The sequence below is a fragment of the Kitasatospora sp. NPDC058162 genome, from assembly GCF_042884005.1.
Classification (GTDB): Bacteria; Actinomycetota; Actinomycetes; order Streptomycetales; family Streptomycetaceae; genus Kitasatospora.
The window spans coordinates 44,522-61,695 of record NZ_JBHVUS010000027.1 but is presented as its reverse complement, the minus strand read 5'-3'; the positions used below and the strand labels follow the sequence as shown (position 1 = coordinate 61,695).

Here is a 17,174-nt window from a genome sequence, read left to right as displayed (position 1 = left end):
CGGTAAGGCCTCAGCCCGCGTACACGTCCTCGACGTAACGCCCCGCCTCGACCAGGCCCTGCAGCCAGTCCTGGGCCTGCTGCTCGTCCGCCCCCGGCGTGCGCTCCCGGTAGAGCGCCCGGAAGGCCTCCCGCACGCCCGGCGCCATCCGGGCCCCGTCGCCGCACACGTACACCTCGGCCCCGGCGGCGAGCAGCTCCCAGACCTCCGCCGCCTCGGCCGCGATCCGGTCCTGGACGAAGCGCCGCCCGTCCTGCGGCCGCGCGCTGAACGCGGGCCGCATCGAGACGGCGCCGGCCCGCTCGGCCTCCTCCAGCTCGGTGCGGTGCAGGTAGTCGGCGTCCGGGGCGTCGCAGCCGAAGTAGAGCAGCGCCGGGGCGAGTTCGGCCCCCGTCCCGAGCAGCGCGCGGCGGTCGGCGACGGCGCCGCGGAAGGGCGCCAGGCCGGTGCCGGCCGCGATCATGACCACGGGGGTGCGGTGGCCGATCCGGAACGCCTCCCGGCAGGGCTGGACCCGGGCGAGCACGGTGTCGCCGACGGCCACCCGGTCGAGGTAGCCGGAGCCGGTGCCCCGGAAGGTGCCGCGGCCCGAGCGGGCGGGCGCGCTGAGCACGGAGACCATCAGGTCGACCTCGCCCTCGCCGTCCGACGGCGCGGAGGAGATCGAGTAGTGCCGCGGCCGGATCGGCGGCAGCAGTTCCAGCAGCACCGGCCAGCTCAGCGCCTCCCGCAGGGCCGGGTGGTCCTCGACCAGGTCGAGCAGCGTGCGCGGGTCGTCCGCGGGCAGCGCCCGCAGGGCGGCCTGCTCGGGCGGGCACGGGTTGAGCCCGGCCAGCGCGGCGCGCTGCTCGGCGGTGGGGCGGTCCTGCAGTTCGACGTGGTGGGTGAGCAGTTCCCGCACGGTGACCGGGCGGTCGACGGCGGGGCCGGTGCGCCGGTGGGCGACGATGCTCAGCACCGTGTCGAGCTCGGCGCCGAACAGCTTGGCGGCGCGCTCGACCAGGGCCGGGTCGTTGGCCGGGAGCACGGTCAGGTGGTCGGCGGTCCGGTAGTCGGTGCCCTCCGGCAGGGCCAGCCGGACCAGGCGCTTCACCCGGTGGTAGCCGGGGTCGGTGAGGCTGCCGACGGCGGTGACGGTCAGCTCGCTCATGCCGTGCCGGGCGGCGAGCGCGTGCAGCGGGCCGCCGACCAGCTCGGTCACGGTGTACCCGGCCTCCTCCCGGGGCACGGCCGCGGCCGCGGCGTCGCCGTGGCGGGCCAGCAGCAGCTCGGCCAGCGCCTCGGTGAACTCCCGTACCGTCCCGGCCAGGTCGCCGGAGGCGTCGGCCTCGGCGCGGGCGAGCAGCCGGGTGCCGCCGAGGGCGGTGAGGCGCTCGTCGATCAGGGTGGGGATGCGCTGGTAGGTGGCGGCGTAGGTGCGGTCGCCGATGCCCAGCACCGCGTACTCGACGCCGTCCGCCGCGCCGGCCGGGGCCTCGCGCAGCCGGCGGACGAACTCGGCGGCGTCGTCGGTCGGTTGGCCGTTGTACGAGGCCGCCGTGATCACCACCAGCCGGTCGGCGGGCAGCCCGTCGGCGTACGCGTCGAGCGGGGCGATCGCGGTGTCGCAGCCGAGTTCGGCGGCGGCGTCGGCGAGTTGGCGGCTGAACTCGCGGCAGGCGCCGTAGTTGGAACCGTGCAGGAGCAGCACCCCGGTGCCCTGGCGGACCCGTCCGGCGCGCTCGGCCGGGGCCGCCGGCCCGACCCGCTGGACCTGCGGGAGCGGCTGGGCCGAGCGGGCCGGCGGCGCGGGGGTGCGCGGTGCGAGGGCGAGGGTGAACCCGTCGGGCTTGATGGTGAGCGTCTGCTTGAGGGTCAGCCGGTAGCCGGCGTGGTCGATCAGCCGGTAGCGGTGGACCAGCATGCCCAGCAGCATGGTCGCCTCGTGCAGGGCGAACTGCCGCCCGATGCAGGCGCGTTCGCCGGTGCCGAAGGGCTTGAAGGCGTGCGGCGAGCGGGCCGCCTCGTGCTCAGGGTCGAAGCGGGAGGGGTCGAACAGCTCCGGGTTGTCGCCCCAGGCCGGGTCGCGGTGCAGCATCGGGGTGAGCACGAAGATCGGCATCCCCGGGCGGACCGGGATCCGCCCGCCGAGCAGGGTCTCCTCGCGCGCCTCGCGGCTGAACTGTGGCGCCGTGGGCCACAGTCGGAGCGCCTCGTTGAGCACCTGCCGGGTGTACCGCAGCCGGCCGACGTCCTCGTACGAGGGCTCCGGGTCGGCCTGGTCGCCCCAGAGCCCGTCCACCTCCTGCTGGACCAGCCGGAGTTCGGACGGGTGCTGGGCCAGGTAGTGCAGCGCGAAGGACAGCGCGCCCGAGGTGGTCTCGTGGCCGGCGATCAGGAAGGTGATCACCTGGTTGCGGATGTTCTCCATGTCCAGCTTGGTGCCGTCGCCGGGGTGGACCGCACCGAGCATCAGGCCGAGCAGGTCCTCGGCCGGGCCCGCCTCCGGTCCGGCCTCGGCTCCGCTCCCGGCCCGGGCGGCGATCACGTCGTCCACCACGCCGGCCAGGTAGTCGGCGTCCCGCCGGAACGCGGCGTCGCGCTCGCTGTGGTCGAGCTCCGGGTCCCGGGTGAGCTTGGTCATCGCCCACTCCAGGCAGCGCACCATCGCCTCCACGAACGGGTGGGGCTCGTCCCGCTCGAAGGAGCCGAAGTCGAAACCGAAGCCGGCCAGTCCGATGGTGTCCAGAGTCATCCGGGTCATGTCGCCGGGCACGTCCACGGTCAGTCCGGCGGCCGCGCGGCGGTCCCAGGACCCGATCACCCGGCGGGCCACCTCGAGCATCACCGGGTGGTAGGTGCGCATCGAGCCGAGCGCAAAGGCGGGCATCAGGATGTCGTGCGCCCTGGCCCAGTTCGGCTCGTCGTTGTAGGCGGTGAACAGGCCGTCCCCGGTGAACTCCCGGACGTTCTCCAGCGCGGGGCCGACGGCCTTGGTGAAGCGCTCCTCGTCGGCCAGCTCCTCCACCAGCTCCAGGCTGCTGACCATCAGGACCTCGCGGCCGTGCAGGCGCTGGAGGAACGCCGAGCCGTGCGTTCTGGCCAACTCCATGGTCCGCAGCACGGGGACGGTGGCCGGCGGCAGGTCGGAGATGTCGACCACCGGGACGCCCGGGGCCAGGAACGCGGCTCCCGGGGCCGGGAATGCGGCTTCCGGAGCCAGGGGTGCGGCCTCGGTCGTGGTTTCGGTCATCGGTGGGTCCCTCCCACAGCAGAAAAAAGCTTCTCGGTATCTCCACTCTCCGCCCCCGCCGGGGGCGCCACGCCACCATCACTACATGATTGTGTAGTGCCAGCGGCATCCAGGGACTTGCCCACGACCCGTCAGGTCTGGTGCGGGCGACCGCCGCGGGAGGAGGACGAGTGATGCGACCGACCGACGGCTGCGGTCCGGTGCCGGGCACCCGCCTGGACGCCGCGGTGACCTGGCGGAACCGGGCCCTGCGCCTGCTGGACCACAACCCGCTGCCCATCGCGGTGTGCGAGTGGGGCGGCCGGATCATGATCGTCAACCGTGCGATGGCCGCCGAGTTCGGCGGATTGCCGGGGCAGTTGCGCAACCGCCGGATCCTGGAGTACTTCACGCTGCGGGACAACACCTCGCTGCAGGCGCTCGCCGAGGCGATCCGGCTGCACCGGCGCTCCCAGTACTCGGTCGGGGTCTCCTGGACGCCCGCCGGCGGCACCGAGCGGCACGGCGAGATGACCGTCGACCTGGTCAGCGACACCCCGGAGCAGACCCCGAACATGCTGCTCTCGCTGCGCGCCCTGGTCGAACCGCCCGCCCGCCCGGCGCCCCCCGTACCGGCCCCGCGCCCGGAGGCCAGTCCGATCGAGGCCCGCATCCTCGCCGCGGCCGCCCGGGGCGCCACCACCGCCCGGATCGCCAAGGAGGTCGGCCTGACCCCGGACGGCGTCAACTACCACCTCAGCCGGCTCTCCCGCCGCTGGCAGGTGCCCAACCGCACCGCGCTGGTCGCCCGCGCCTACGCCCTCGGCGTGCTCGACCCGGACACCTGGCCCCCGGAGCCGGCCCACCCGCACTGACGGCCCACCCGCGTCGAGCAGCCCGGGGCCCGCGAACGGACGCACCTGACTCGCCGTCACCCCCGGCCCGTGCTGTTGTGAGGCACATGCCCACTTCATCGCTGGCCCGCCTGGCCGTCCCGTTCGCCACCGCCGCCGTCCTCGCCCTCGCCGGCGCGGCACCCGCCACCGCCGCCGTGCTCCCCGCCGACGTCACCGCCGAACAGTGCCAGGAGGCCGGCGGCACCGTGCAGGGCGGCGGCTACTGCGTGGGCGCCGTCGGCGAGGACCAGTGGGGGGCGGACATCGACGGGCAGGGCATCGCCTGACGCCCCCCCGACAGCCCGGCGCCGCCGCGCGGGATGTCACCGCCGGGTCACCGCCGTGTCGGCGGATCGTCGCGGCCCGGTAGCGGACCGGTAAAGGCACCACCCCCCACCCCTCCCCCGCGCTGACCAGCCGCTACGCTCTGGGCCGCGCCGCGCCACGGGGGCCGGCGGCACCACCATGGGGGGACCCACAGTGCGTTACCTGGTCCGCGACCGCATGTTCGCCTTCCACGAGGAGGCCTGGATCGAGACCGAGCACCGGGAGAGGCTCTACCGCGTGAACCGGAAGTTCTTCCGGCTGCGCCGTACCTTCGCCCTGGTGGACACCCGCGGCGAGCACGTCGCGAGCATCGTCCGCAAGGCCTTCACGATCCACCACACCCTGCTGATCAAGCAGGACGGCCAACTGACCGCCAAGATCAGCAAGAAGATGTTCGCGCTCTTCGGCGACCGCTTCAAGGTCCGCCTCGGCGACGGCCGCCGGCTGAAGGTCAGCGGCAACCTGTGGGACCGCGAGTTCGACATCCGGCACGAGGGCACCACCCTGGCGCACATATCCCGGCGCTGGTTCACCGTCCGCGACGCCTACGCCGTCGACGTCCTGGCGCAGCAGGACGCCCTGCTCCTGGTGATCCTCGCGGTCTGCGTGGACCACGTGCTCCAGGACGCCAAGGGCGACCAGCTGACCAACCTCTGACTCAGGGCACCAGGTCAGGAGGCGCCCAGGACCACCCGGTCCTCGGCGAGTTCGGCGAGCAGGGCGTCCAGCTTGGCCCGGTCGACCGAGGGCATCACGAAGACGTGCACGTAGCTGCGCCGGGTGGCCTCGTCGCCCGGGACCATCACCACGTCCTGGGAGGACAGCGACCACTTGGCCACCAGCTCCGGGCTCGGCTTGCGGAACCGCACGGTGACCGCGCCCGGGGTGCGGGCCGGCCACAGCTCGACGCCGAGCTCGCGCTCCATGGCGACCAGGCGCCGCTCCAGGTAGGCCGCGAGCTCCTGGGCCTCGCGGATCCGGCCGACCTGGTCGCGGTAGGAGTACCGGGACAGGTGGTCCCAGAGGATCAGCGGGGAGAAGCCGTTGCGGGAGCCGGCGAAGGTGGTGTCCGGCGCGCCGATGTAGTCGGGCTGGGACGGCGGCGAGATCTGGTACTTCACCTTGGTCATGTAGATGCCGCACGGCCAGGGCGCACCGGCCCACTTGTGGCCGCTCATCGCGATCGAGGAGACCATGTCGACCTCGCCGTGCTCCGCGGTGGGCAGCCGCAGCCCGAAGTCGAACTCGGGCAGCTCCGCCTCCGGCGTCCAGCCGTACGCCTGCGGGTCCTGGGCGGCCATCCGCAGGAACGGCGCGTAGCCGGCGCCGAGCGCGCCGTCCACGTGGATCCAGAAGCCGCGGCGCACGTCGACCAGCGGCCGGCCGGTCTGCGGGCAGCTGCCGTAGACCACCTCGCGCTGCACCAGCCCGTACCGCTCGAAGATCGGCAGCAGCCGCTCGCAGACCTCGCGCACGTTGTCGTGGGCGCCCTTGAAGGTGCTGCCGAGGTTGAGGTTGACGAAGACCGGGTGGCCCTTGGCGGCGAAGAACTCGACCAGCACGGCGAGGGCGTCGACGTCTATCTCGCCGGGCCCGTCCCAGGGCAGGCCGGACGGGCCCGGGCGGGACGGCACCTCGGTGGGCCAGCTGCGCCGGCCGGTCGCCGGGTCGACCAGCGGGCACTCGTCGGCGTACTTCTCCAGGCCGACGGCGTGGAAGGTCTCCACGCCCAGCACGGCGACGGCCTTGGCGAAGGAGTAGTGGGTGTCCTCGGAGTAGAACGCCACCGGGTGGTGGGCGTTCGGGTTCCGCCGGTCGGGGTCGGCCTTGACGTAGCGCACGGCGTCGAGGGGTTCGGTCGGCGGCTGGATCAGCGCCTTGCCGCTGAGGTAGTCCCGGGCGTTCCACAGGGCGTACATGTTGCCCTCGGTGGAGCCCATGGACAGCATGTAGCCCCAGTAGGACTCCGGGTCGGCCGGGTCGTGCGGGCGCTCGGCGTGCCAGAGCTTCGCGTAGTAGTCGAGCACGGCCCGCTCGACGACCTTGGTGTTGGGCTTGTAGCCGCCGCTCTGGAACGGGTCGCCGAGGTTGTTGATGTTGTTCGGCATGAACCGGGCGAGATCCAGCGCGGTGCCCTGCATGTCCTGGGTGGCCTGGTAGCCGACCAGGTGCTTGCGCTTGCGGGTCAGGTACTCGTCCACGGCGTCGAGGGCGCGCAGCCGTTCGGCGTCGTCCAGGCCGCCCTCGGGGAGGGCGAAGTCGCCGCCGTCCAGCTCCGGACCGGGGTCGACGGCGGTCGCGGCGGCGGGGAAGGCGGTCGGGCTCATGGGCGGGGCGCTCCGGGAGTTGCTGGGACGGCACGGGTGCGGGCCGTCACCGCCGCCCGGGGCGTCGGTAAGGACCGTCGGCAAGGATGGAACTTTCGGGCGCCCGAGGGAAGCCCTTCCGCAGAACATTCGGTTCCATCTCGATCAGGTTTGCGATTCTGCGGAAGGGGCTGGGATCCTGGCAGGCATGCCGAACAATCCGCAGGCCCGGCGGGCGCCCGTCGACGACGTCGACCGGGCGATCATCCGCGCCCTGGCCGACAACGCCCGCCTCCCGAACAACGCCCTCGCGGCCGCCGTCGGCATCGCCCCCTCGACCTGCCTGGCCCGGGTCCGCGCCCTCCAGGAGCGCGGCATCATCCGCGGTTTCCGCGCCGAACTGGACCCGGCCGCGATCGGCCTGCCGCTCCAGGCGATGATCTCGGTACGGCTGCGCGCCCACACCCGCGAGCAGAACGAGAGCTTCCGCAGCACCGCCCCCGACCTGCCCGGCGTCCTCGCGGTCTTCCACATGGCCGGCTCGGACGACTACCTGCTGCACGTCGGCGTCGCCGGCCCGGAGGCCCTGCGCGACTTCGTCGTCGACCACCTCACCACCCACCCGGCGGTGGCTCAGACCCGCACCAACCTGATCTTCGAACAGATACCGGGCCGCCGCTACCTCGCCCCGGGGCCCTGACGCCTCACCGACGATCCGTCAGTTCGCTTCGTCCGCAACCGATCGCCACTCCGCCGGCGTGTTCCCGGACGACACCCGACGACCAGTCGCCCCGGAAGGCGGAGCATGCCCATCACGCTGAACCACACCATCGTCCCGGCCGTCGACAACGAGGCGGCGGCGCGCTTCTTCGCCTCCGTCATGGGGCTCCAATACCCCGGCCCCGACCGGCACTTCGCGCCGGTGCGGGTGAACGACTCGCTGACGCTGGACTTCCTGACCGTCGAGGACCCGTCCGGCCACCACCTGGCCTTCGACGTGGACCCGCAGACCTTCGACGGGATCCTCGACCGGCTGCGGGCCGCCGGGGTGCCGTACGGCAACGACCCCCGCGAGCCCGACAACGGGCGGATCGACCACCCGCTGTGCGCCCGCGGGCTGTACTTCGCCGATGCCGCCGGGAACCTCTACGAGGTCATGTCGCCCGCCTAGCAGGGCGGTTCGGCCCGCTCCCGGCCAGGCCCGCCGCGCCGGGGGTCAGGCGGGGCGGATGTGCTCGGCCTGCGGGCCCTTCTGGCCCTGCACGATGTCGAAGCTCACCTTCTGGCCCTCCTGGAGCTCACGGAAGCCCTGGGAGTCGATGTTCGAGTAGTGGGCGAAGACGTCGGGGCCGCCGCCGTCCTGCTCGATGAAACCGAAGCCCTTCTCGGCGTTGAACCACTTCACGGTGCCGGTGGCCATGTGCTTCTCCTTCGTGGGAACTGACCGGGTCCCGCTGGTGCGGGCCCGGAGGTGATCGCCCTGGTCCGGAGAGGCATCGAACAGCAAAAACGCCCACGGCACGTAACCGCGGGCGAGAACTTCGGAACCACGACTGCTTGATCAAAACGTTACACCGCAGGACGCCCCCCGGCCAGGTAGCCGAACCCGACACGAGCGGGACTCCCCTGCCGAACGGATGCGCGGGGCCTCGCACCGGCAGACCCTGGGAGGGAAGCCGACCTCGGAGGAGAGCGATGACCAGTACCGGTGGCACACGGGAACCGAGCGCCATGGCGCACATGTCGATCTCGGGTGCACCCTCCGCGGCGAACGTGGTCGCCGACACGGTGGGGCAGTCGTTCCGGCTGATCGTCGTCCCCGGCCTCGGCACGGCGGGGGACTACGTCTCCCCCGCCGATCAGGTCGTTCGCACCCGCTGGCAGGTGGACACCTCAGCACCGGTCGGGGAAGCCCCCGCCGGACCGGTGGCCCTCGCCGAGGCCGGTGCCGAGCCGGTGAAAGTGGAGCTCAGCGGTCGGGCCGATGCCGTCGTCAAGGTCGAGGCGCTGATCCGCGCCCGTTTCCGCGCCGGACCGCCGACGGGGTTCTCCCAGTCGTTCGAAGTGTGGCCGGGGAATCCGCCGGACGCCACGGACCGGCCATGACCAAGAGGACACGCGCCTGCCGTGGCCGTCAGGAATCGGAGTAGCTGAGGTCCCCGACCGTCCAACTGCTGACGTCCTCGATGGCGATGCGGTACATGCCGCCGGTGTGGGGCAGCCCGAAGTCGCCTTGCAGGATCTTCGCCCGGTGGAGGTGCAGATGGGTGGGCCGTGCGGGCGGGCCGTCGGCCGGCGGGGCGAAGAGGGCGGCGAACGGCTTCAGGTGCTCCGAGGCCTGGAGCACCTCCGCCACCCGCTCCAACCACAGGGTGACCGGCGCGAGCCTGCCGGTGATCACGGCTCCGGGGACCACCACGGTCAGGGACATCTGATTGCTGTGCTCGGACTCGACCATCGCCGCGATGTCGACGAGCAGCCCGTCGGGGTTCGACATGTCCCCCAGACTATGGCAACGCCCCCGCGGCGCCCAAGGCCCGCCGACGACCACTGCCGTTACCGGGACGCCAGCACGTTCCCCGGTGGCCTCACCCCGGTCCGCGTCCGATGTCCCGGCCGAGTTCGAGGGCGAGGACCTGATCCAGGTGGACGTAGGTCTCGAAGCGGGTACCGTCCGGCAGGTCGGTCCGGTCCTGCAGCGCCGCCAGGGCGCGCAGCGCGACCCGGGCGTCCAGATCCTCGTTCAGGCCGTCGAAGCTCGCCCGGACCAGGTCGGCGTCCAGCGGGCCGGACGGTGCGGAGGCGAGGTCGGCCACGAGCGCGCGCCAGCGGGAGAGCCGCGCGGCCGCGTCCGTCAGAGCGGTCGTGGTGAGCCGGACCGGGGCGGTGACGGCGTGGTCGAGGAGGACGAGGCGCAGCGCGAGGGGATCGGCCTCGGGCGCCGGGGCCAGCGGGTCCGGACCGATGGTCGAGGCTTCCCTGGTCACCGGGCCGGTGACCACGGAAGCCGTGGGTCGTGGGCCGGGGTGGCGCCGCGGGCGGCCGGCGATGATCAGGTCGACCCTCGGTGGGTCGACCGTCGTCCGGTCGGCGCCGTCCGGCTCCCGGCGTGCGCTGACCTGGGCGGGTGGGTGGATGCCGAGCCGGTCGGCGGCCTTCAGCAGACCCCGTACCTGCTCGTCGGCGCTGTCCGGGACGGCGAGTTCGGTGAACACCTGCAGACCCTGGCCTTCGCAGGTGCGGGCCAGGACGTCACCGGCCAGCAGGGCGCGCAGGTCCCCCAGGCCGGGCGGGTTCCCCTCGTCGCCGGTCTCGACGGTCACGCGCAGGAGTCCGGCTCGATGCGGGCGGACCTCGACGCGCTTTCCCGTGTGGGCGTCGGTGATGCGCAACAGCGGTTCCCTTCCGGCTCGGGCAGGCGGATCAGCGGGCCGACACCTGGGCGGCGCCGGAACCGGCCGCCACGGCGGTCGGTGTCCTCGGGGCACCTGCTCCGAGGACACCGACCGGCCGCGCCGCCGGGCCTGGGCGCCGCTCTCAGTGCAGGACGTCGAGGACGTTGTCCGCGTTGTTGACGAAGTAGACCGCGTCGTGGTCGAGGTCCAGCGCGAGGCCGAAGAGCGCGCCCGCGCCGGGCGGGGTGCCTTCGTTGTTGATCGTCTTGACCGCCACCTGGCGCCCGGCCCGGTCGGTCTCGACGATGTTGCCGTCCCCACCGTTGACGGTGAGGATGTCGCCCCTGGGCGTGACGGCCATGCCCAGCGGGGCGTTGAGGTTGCCGCCCGACGTGAGGACCCGGCCGATGCCGGCGCTGTCCTTGCGGGTGAAGGCGTCCGGGATCGCGGTGATCCGGCTCAGCACGGTGTCCGCGACGTAGAGGGTGCCGTCGTGGAGGCCGACCCCGGTCGGGCCGACCACCAGGGCCATCGGGTCGGTGCGCTCCGGGAAGCCGGAGCCGATCACCGTGGTGGCCACCCGGGCCGGCGGCTCGTCACCCTCGGTCCGCAGGGTGATCCGCAGGACGGTGCCCTGGTCGACCTCCTGGCCGTTGCCGTCGACCGTCCCGTTGAGCACGTTGGTGACGAACAGCTCGCTCTTCCGGCCGGTGCTGACGGCGGTCATGTCCCACGGGCCGTTGATGCCGTCCCCGGCGATGGTCTCGCGGACGGTGCCGTGCTTGTCGAGCACCAGCAGGCAGCCGGCCTGGGCGGTGGCGGAGGTGCCGTCCGAGGTGGGGAGGCTGCCGACCACCACCCAGCCGCCGGGCAGCACGGTCAGCGCCGTGGTGAGGCCGACCCCGCCGGGGCACGGTCCCGGCAGGTTCTTCGGGTCGATCGTGGCGAACGTGGTCAGGGTGCCGTTCGGTGCGATCTGGACCAGCGTGGTGCCGGTGCCCTGCAAGCCGGCCGGCGGGTTCGCCGAGTTGTTGAAGTTGCTCACCAGGACGTTGCCCCGGTGCAGGTCGCCGACGGTCTCCCGGATCGTGAACGTGCCGTACGGGTTCACGTCGCCGTTGCCGGGGACGGTGGACCCGACGAGGGACACGGTGTTCAGCCGGTCGAGGAACGGCCGCCGCTCGGCGGCCCCGGCCGGGACCGCCGCGGCGGTCAGGCCGACGGTCAGCGCGGCGCACATCAGCGCGATGGAACGAAGTCTCATGGGTACTGCCTCCTGGGGCGCGGGCCGGGCCCGCCGAAGTACTGGGCTCACCCCCCAGGAGGTCACGTTAGGCACCCGGATCAGCACTCTGCGCGACGGCCTCGGCCGAATGCCTCAGGCCTCCGGGGCCCCGATGCCGCCGACCAGGGCACGGACCGTCGCCGCGGCGAACTCGTCCGGGTCGGCGGGGCGCAGCGCCTCGGCCGGGGCCTCCCCGGCGTAGAAGACCTCCAGGAAGGCCCGGTGGAAGCAGGCGCCGATCAGCAGCATCGCGGCGGCGTCCGGGTCGACGTCGGCGGCGATCCGGCCGAGCCGCTGTTCGGCGCGCAGGTAGTCGGCCAGGTGGCAGCTGACGTGGTGCGGGCCGGCGTCGTCGAGCTTGCGGCGGTGGGCGGCGAGCAGCTCGGGGCTGGCGAGCAGGCCGCCGGCCATCGGGAACGACTGCCGGTAGAACGGCACGGCGATCACCACCACCGCCTCCAGGTGCTCGCGCACCGAGCCCTGCCCGGCCCGGTCGGGGAGTTCGGCCACGGCGGCGGCCAGTCGGGGGGCGCGTTCGCGCAGCACCCGGACGAAGATGTCCTCCTTGTCCCGGAAGTGCTTGTACAGCGCGGCCTCCGAGCAGCCGGCCTCCCGGGCGATCTCCTTCGTGGTGGCGCGGACCAGCCCGACCGTGCCGATCAGCCGGGCGGCGGCATCCAGCACCTTTGCCCTGGTCAGGGCTGCTCCGGTCAGCGGCCGGTCGTCCTCGCGGGTCCCCTCGTTCGTCATGGGCACCAGCCTACCTTGACAGGTGGGTGAGCACTCACCCACCCTGGAGGGGAAGAAGGAAGTGAGCACTCACCCACCCCCTAGGGAGGGGCCATGAAACTCGCCGTTCTGGGCGCCACCGGCGGCATCGGCCGCCAGCTGGTCACCCTCGCACTCGCCGACGGGCACCAGGTCACAGCAGCCGTGCGCGACCCGGCCCGACTGCCCGTCCACCACGACCGGCTGACCGTGGTCAAGGCCGACGCCCTCGACCCAGCCTCGCTGGAGCCGGTGATCGCGGGCGCCGACGCCGTCCTCTCGGGCATCGGCCAGGCCGGCCGGACCGACCCGCTCAAGCCCGCCTCCACCTCCGCCCGCGCGGCCGTCGCCGCGATGGCGGCCACCGGGGTGCGCCGCATCCTCGTGGTCAGCGCCGCGCCGCTCAACCGCTCCGGGGCCGGGCAGCCGCTGCTCGCCGCGAAGGCCTTCGGCCCGCTGCTCTGGGCGGTGCTCCGGGACGTGTACACCGACCTGGAGGAAATGGAGCGCGTGCTGCGCGAGAGCGGCCTGGACTGGACGGCCGTACGCCCGCCGCGGCTCACCGACCGGCCGGGCCGGGGCCGCTACCGGCACGCCGTCGAGTCCGGCCCGGCCGGGTCCACCGTGCCGCGCGCCGACGTCGCCCGGGCCATGCTGGACCTGGTCGCCGACCCGGCGAGCTACCGGCACGCGGTCGGCGTCAGCTCCTGAGCCGGGCGGCCGTCACCGGCGCGGGCATGTTTACGATTCCTCCACGGATGTGTCCGGGAAGTGGAGCCGATGCGTCCTGACCCCTTGTCAGGCGGAACGTTCCTCCCTACCTTCGTGGTTCGGGATCCCCGGCCCGACGGGCCAGCTCGACGGGCTGCGGACCCGCACCATCACCGGAGGCACCACAAGATCTGGAGGTTTCCCATGCCCGGAACCATGATCGAGGAGATCCGCGACGCGGGTCCGCTGCTGGTCGATGACGAGACCATCGCGTTCGAGGACGACGACCGCGCCGACCGCGAGGCCACGGCGTGTCTCGCCGACCCGTGGGTGACCGCCACCACCCGCTTCGCCTGCGACTTCAACTCCTGACGGTGACCGGTTCCACCGCCGGCCGCCGCGGCTGGTCCGACGAGACCTGGTCGTACCTGAACGACCCGCGGATGCCGGCGGTGGAACACGGTTGGAAGCTGCACGTCTCGGCCCGCCCCGGCGAGCTGGACGCCGTGCTGGCCCTCACCCTGCCGGTCCTGGCCCGGTACGTCTGCCACGCCAAGTGGGCGAGCGGTCCGGAGGTGCTCCGGGAGCTCAACTCCGGGGTGCGCAGCGCGGGTTCGGTCGGGAAGGCGATCACGGTGTACCCGGCCCCGGGCACCATCGTCGCACTGGCCGGGGAGCTGGTCGCGGTCCTGCGCGGGCGGGAGGGGCCGCAGGTCGTGAGCGACCGGCGGGTCGATCCCGACGCACCCGTCCACTACCGCTACGGGCCCTTCACCGGCGACTACCGGACCGGACGCGGCGGGCGGCTGGAGTCGGTCATGCTCGGCCCGGACGGCCGGGCCTTCGACGGGCTGGCGACCGGCTCCTACCGCTGCCCGCTCTGGGCGGAGGACCCGTTCGAACAGCGGACCAGCCCGACGCCCCGGCCCCCGGCGGACTCCCCCGGGCTCGGCGGCGGCCGCTACCGGGTCACCCGCGGCATCGCCCGCAGGCCGCAGGGCAACGTCTACCGCGCGGCGGACCTCAGCACCGGACGGGCCGTGGTGATCAAGCAGGCCCGCGCCTTCGTGGCCGAGGACGAGTCCGGGGCGGACGCCCGGGACCGGCTGCGCCACGAGCGGGCAGTACTCACCGCGCTCGACGGACTCCCCGACGTGCCCCGGGCGCTCGACTCCTTCCGGCACCGCTCGGACGAGTACCTGGTGATGACCGACTGCGGCGACCGGGACCTGCGCCGGGCCGTCCAGGAGCACGGCCCGTACGACACCGCACACCTCGCCGAACTGGCCGAACGACTGCTGCGCCTCCTCGACGGCATCCACCGCCGGGGCGTGGTCGTCCGCGATCTGAAACCCGACAACATCACCCTGGACGCCGAAGACCGCTGCCGGCTGGTCGACTTCGGGGTCAGCACCCTGAACGGCACCGGCCCGGACGGCTCGACGCCCGGCTACAGCGAGCCGGTGCGCCGCCCGGCCGGCCGAGCGGCGGAGCCCGCCGACGACTACCACGCGCTGGGCGCGACCCTCGGCTTCGCCGCCACCGGGCTGGACCCGGTGATCGTCGACGGCGACGCCACCGTCAACCGCGACCGCACCCTGGCCGGCCTGGCATGGGCGCTGCCCGGCGAGGAGCACCGACAACTGCTCGGACTGATCGGCGAGTTGACGAGCCTCGATCCCGCCGTCCGGACCGCCGGGGCCGCCCGGCTCCGCACCGGGACGGCGGTCGAGCCACCGCGCACGCCCGCACCACGGCCCCGGATCGACACCGAGCTGCTCCGGGAGATCATCGAGCACACCACCGCGTACTGCGTCGCCGAGGCGCACCGGATCGCCGACCCGGTGCTCGCCGCCCGGGCCGCCGTCCCGACGCCGATCGACGTCTACGGCGGAAGCGCGGGCCTCGGCCTGGAACTGCTCCGCCACCTCCACCGGCCCGGGGTGCCGGAGGCCGTCCAGGCGCTGGCGGGGTGGACGGCGGGCCAGTCCCGGCGGCTCTCCCCGGGGTTCTACTCGGGCCGGACCGGGGTCGAACTCTTCCTCGCCGAGGCCGGGTTGCCCGGCGGTAGGGGCGGGGCCGAGGACCTTCCCGCGCATGGCCCGGACGGCGGACCGCCGGAGGCCGACCTGATCGAGGGCGTCGCCGGGATCGGGATCGGCCGCCTGCTGCTCGCCCGACACGCGCACCACCCCGCCGAACGGGACCGGCACCTGGCCGTGGCCGCCGAGTGCGCCCGGATGTTGGCCTCCGGGCGGGCCCGGCTGTCGCCCGCCGGCGCCGACACGGTCGGCAGCGCCGCACTGCGCGAGGGCCTGGCGCACGGCACAGCGGGCGTCGCCTACTTCCTGCTGGAGTACGGGAGTTCCAGCGGCGATCCGGCCGCCCTGCGCCGGGCCGAGCAGGCCTGCGCCCGACTCGCCGCCGTCACCCCGGACTTGATCGCCCGGGCCACCGCACCGGGGGCGACCCGCCGCTACGGCTCCTGGTGCCGGGGCCTGGCCGGGGTCGGGGCGGTACTGGTCCGGGCCTCCGACCGGCTGGACCGGCCCGATTACCTTGACCTCGCCCGGCAGGCCGCGCGCACCTGCGCCGTGCTCGCGCCCCGGATGCCGCTGGTCACCCAGTGCTGCGGGCTCGCGGGCGTCGGCGAGCTGCTGGTGGACGTCGGCCTCGCCTCCGGCGCCGAGGAGTTCTGGGACGCCGCCGGCACCGTCGCGGAGATCATCCTGAGCCGCAGCGGAGGCCCGCCGTCCCGACCGGTGTTCCCGGACACCGGGCTCACCCGGCCGAGCGCCACCTGGGCCGGCGGCTCCGCCGGGGTGCTCGGCTTCCTCCGGCGGCTGCACGACCGGGGCGGCCCGCGCCTCGGCCTCCTCGGTACGCCCTAGGGTTCCCGGCTCAACAGCCGCCGCCAGCGCGGCAGTTCGGTGCCGCAACAGGCCAGCGTGAGAACCGTGACGAGCACCGCCGCCCAGCGCGGGAAGAGCAGCCAGGCGGCCGCGACGGCACCCGCGAGCTCCGCGAGCACCATGAGCACGGTCACCCACCCGGGCACCGCGACGACCGTCCCCGGCTTGTCGCCCGGGGTCTGCAGTACGGCGGGCACGCCGATCAGCAGCACGTCCACGCCGATCGCCAGGAGGACCGAGTGCGGCCAGAGCGCGATCGGCAGCCCGATCCACCCGACCAACTCCAGCCCGGCTCTCAGCCCGGTGGCGTACCAGGGCTCGGTGTGCTGTCGGCTCATCGCTCTCCCCCGTCGTCGGACCGCGGGGGAGGCTAGCGCACGACCGCTCGGCCGTCACCGGCAACGGCGTTCCCCATTTCGGCTCGGCGCCTACGGGACAACCTCGCCCTCGACCGCCGGCCCGGCCGCGGCCCAGTAGCCGACGTCCGCCGACGGGCGCGAGCGCAGGTCGTCGCGGACCTGCCCGGCCAGTCGTCGGGTGTCGCGCCGGTTGACCGTCGCGCCGATGCCCGCGCCCAGCAGCAGCGGGGTCACGGACGGTAACCGGTGCATCCAGCTGCGGGTGAGCCGGCGGCGGACCTGCTGGCGGACCTCCGCGCCCAGGGCGAGCGCCGCGAAGCCGGCCGGGCGGGTCAGCAGCATCGCGTCGATCCCCCGGCGGTTCGCCCAGGCGCCCAGGTAGGCTCCGGCCCGCTGGGCGGCGCTGCCCTGCGCCGGGACGCCGTAGACCTCGTGCAGTTCGGCGATCAGCTTGACCTCCACGGCCGCCACCGCGAGCGTCTCGGCCGCGATCTCCAGCGGCATCGCGGGCGGCACCGGCAGCATGGCCGCGGCCCCGACCCCCGCGCCGAGCGCGGCGGAGGCCCGGGTGGCCCCGGCGACCAGCAGATCGGCCAGCCGCTCGGGGTCAGCCGCCTCCGGGTGCTGGGCCCGCAGGGTGGCGAGGTCACGGACCGGGATCCGCGGCGCCGCCCGGACCAGCTGCTCGGTGAGGGCCTTGCCCCCGACCGCCGCTCCCCTGGCCGCCGCCCGCCCGCCGCTGCCCAGCAACCGCGCCCCGCTCGCCACCAGCGCCCGGCCCCGGCCGCGCTCCGCGTGGTACTCCGCGACCTGCCACGCCCCGGTCGGCCGTTCGGCCCCCTCGACCAGCTCGGCCAGCCCCTCGGCCAGACCCGCCACCGGGACCTCACCGGCTCCGCCGACGGCCTCGGGCCGCGCCGGGCCGGCCTCCGAAGTCCCCTGACCTGAACGCCCCAGTCGCTTGAAGCGACCCGGCCTACGGAAGATCGCCATGCCCTTGGCGT

18 protein-coding genes are annotated in these 17,174 nt (G+C 74.0%); 9 read left to right on the top strand and 9 right to left on the bottom strand.

Annotated features, from left to right (window positions below; genetic code table 11):
- Positions 1-10 precede the first annotated feature (10 nt).
- Entirely contained in the window at positions 11-3,232 is a 3,222-nt protein-coding gene (locus tag ACFVXG_RS33705) for a bifunctional cytochrome P450/NADPH--P450 reductase (protein ID WP_387933056.1), read from the bottom strand.
- Between the two features lie 173 nt (positions 3,233-3,405).
- On the opposite strand from ACFVXG_RS33705, the gene ACFVXG_RS33700 reads away from it, so the two are divergent.
- From ACFVXG_RS33700 to ACFVXG_RS33690, 3 genes are all read left to right on the top strand, one after another.
- Positions 3,406-4,086 carry a LuxR C-terminal-related transcriptional regulator gene (locus ACFVXG_RS33700; protein ID WP_387933054.1) on the top strand — a complete coding sequence of 227 codons (681 nt, stop codon included), beginning with the start codon at positions 3,406-3,408 and terminating at the stop codon, positions 4,084-4,086.
- A gap of 86 nt (positions 4,087-4,172) precedes the next feature.
- A complete protein-coding gene (locus ACFVXG_RS33695; protein WP_387933052.1) occupies positions 4,173-4,394 on the top strand; it encodes a hypothetical protein in 222 nt (73 codons plus the stop codon).
- Positions 4,395-4,587: 193 nt separating this feature from the next.
- The gene (locus ACFVXG_RS33690; protein ID WP_387933050.1) at positions 4,588-5,091 is read left to right on the top strand and encodes an LURP-one-related/scramblase family protein; all 504 of its coding nucleotides are present in this window, start codon (positions 4,588-4,590) and stop codon (positions 5,089-5,091) included.
- A 14-nt stretch (positions 5,092-5,105) separates the two neighbouring features.
- Here the strand turns inward: ACFVXG_RS33690 and ACFVXG_RS33685 are convergent, their stop codons facing one another.
- Positions 5,106-6,761 (bottom strand): histidine decarboxylase, encoded by a 1,656-nt coding sequence (locus ACFVXG_RS33685; RefSeq protein ID WP_387933048.1) that lies wholly within the window; start codon positions 6,759-6,761, stop codon positions 5,106-5,108.
- Between the two features lie 187 nt (positions 6,762-6,948).
- Here ACFVXG_RS33685 and ACFVXG_RS33680 point away from each other — a divergent pair, with 187 nt between their 5' ends.
- Both ACFVXG_RS33680 and ACFVXG_RS33675 read left to right on the top strand, forming a co-directional pair.
- Positions 6,949-7,440, top strand: a complete 492-nt coding sequence (locus tag ACFVXG_RS33680) for an Lrp/AsnC family transcriptional regulator (RefSeq protein ID WP_387933046.1) — start codon at positions 6,949-6,951, stop codon at positions 7,438-7,440.
- Between the two features lie 105 nt (positions 7,441-7,545).
- On the top strand, positions 7,546-7,911 hold the full coding sequence (locus ACFVXG_RS33675) for a VOC family protein (RefSeq protein ID WP_387933044.1): 366 nt from the start codon (positions 7,546-7,548) through the stop codon (positions 7,909-7,911).
- Positions 7,912-7,956: 45 nt separating this feature from the next.
- Here the strand turns inward: ACFVXG_RS33675 and ACFVXG_RS33670 are convergent, their stop codons facing one another.
- Positions 7,957-8,160 (bottom strand): cold-shock protein, encoded by a 204-nt coding sequence (locus ACFVXG_RS33670; RefSeq protein WP_350516269.1) that lies wholly within the window; start codon positions 8,158-8,160, stop codon positions 7,957-7,959.
- Between the two features lie 275 nt (positions 8,161-8,435).
- Between ACFVXG_RS33670 and ACFVXG_RS33665 the strand changes: the two genes are divergently transcribed.
- Complete coding sequence (locus ACFVXG_RS33665; protein WP_387933041.1) at positions 8,436-8,846, top strand: hypothetical protein; 411 nt, start codon at positions 8,436-8,438, stop codon at positions 8,844-8,846.
- Positions 8,847-8,874: 28 nt separating this feature from the next.
- Here ACFVXG_RS33665 and ACFVXG_RS33660 read toward each other — a convergent pair whose 3' ends face one another.
- The 4 genes from ACFVXG_RS33660 to ACFVXG_RS33645 all read right to left on the bottom strand — a co-directional run bounded on the left by ACFVXG_RS33660 (position 8,875) and on the right by ACFVXG_RS33645 (position 12,170).
- Complete coding sequence (locus tag ACFVXG_RS33660) at positions 8,875-9,237, bottom strand: hypothetical protein (RefSeq protein WP_380456230.1); 363 nt, start codon at positions 9,235-9,237, stop codon at positions 8,875-8,877.
- A 91-nt stretch (positions 9,238-9,328) separates the two neighbouring features.
- Positions 9,329-10,132: a hypothetical protein gene (locus ACFVXG_RS33655; protein WP_387933038.1), complete on the bottom strand. Its 804-nt coding sequence runs from the start codon at positions 10,130-10,132 to the stop codon at positions 9,329-9,331.
- A 145-nt stretch (positions 10,133-10,277) separates the two neighbouring features.
- Positions 10,278-11,399 (bottom strand): hypothetical protein, encoded by a 1,122-nt coding sequence (locus ACFVXG_RS33650; RefSeq protein ID WP_387933036.1) that lies wholly within the window; start codon positions 11,397-11,399, stop codon positions 10,278-10,280.
- Positions 11,400-11,513: 114 nt separating this feature from the next.
- On the bottom strand, positions 11,514-12,170 hold the full coding sequence (locus tag ACFVXG_RS33645; protein WP_387933034.1) for a TetR/AcrR family transcriptional regulator: 657 nt from the start codon (positions 12,168-12,170) through the stop codon (positions 11,514-11,516).
- Between the two features lie 93 nt (positions 12,171-12,263).
- Here ACFVXG_RS33645 and ACFVXG_RS33640 point away from each other — a divergent pair, with 93 nt between their 5' ends.
- The 3 genes from ACFVXG_RS33640 to lanL all read left to right on the top strand — a co-directional run bounded on the left by ACFVXG_RS33640 (position 12,264) and on the right by lanL (position 15,790).
- Positions 12,264-12,899 carry an NAD(P)-dependent oxidoreductase gene (locus ACFVXG_RS33640; RefSeq protein ID WP_387933032.1) on the top strand — a complete coding sequence of 212 codons (636 nt, stop codon included), beginning with the start codon at positions 12,264-12,266 and terminating at the stop codon, positions 12,897-12,899.
- Between the two features lie 204 nt (positions 12,900-13,103).
- Entirely contained in the window at positions 13,104-13,271 is a 168-nt protein-coding gene (locus tag ACFVXG_RS33635) for an SflA family class IV lanthipeptide (protein WP_350508941.1), read from the top strand.
- 2 nt (positions 13,272-13,273) lie between these two features.
- Complete coding sequence (gene lanL, locus ACFVXG_RS33630) at positions 13,274-15,790, top strand: class IV lanthionine synthetase LanL (RefSeq protein WP_387933029.1); 2,517 nt, start codon at positions 13,274-13,276, stop codon at positions 15,788-15,790.
- Here the strand turns inward: lanL and ACFVXG_RS33625 are convergent.
- Positions 15,787-16,149: a hypothetical protein gene (locus tag ACFVXG_RS33625; RefSeq protein WP_387933027.1), complete on the bottom strand. Its 363-nt coding sequence runs from the start codon at positions 16,147-16,149 to the stop codon at positions 15,787-15,789. The two genes, lanL and ACFVXG_RS33625, sit on opposite strands and share 4 nt — an antisense overlap.
- Before the next feature lie 90 nt (positions 16,150-16,239).
- Entirely contained in the window at positions 16,240-17,163 is a 924-nt protein-coding gene (locus ACFVXG_RS33620; protein ID WP_387933025.1) for a hypothetical protein, read from the bottom strand.
- Positions 17,164-17,174: the final 11 nt, after the last annotated feature.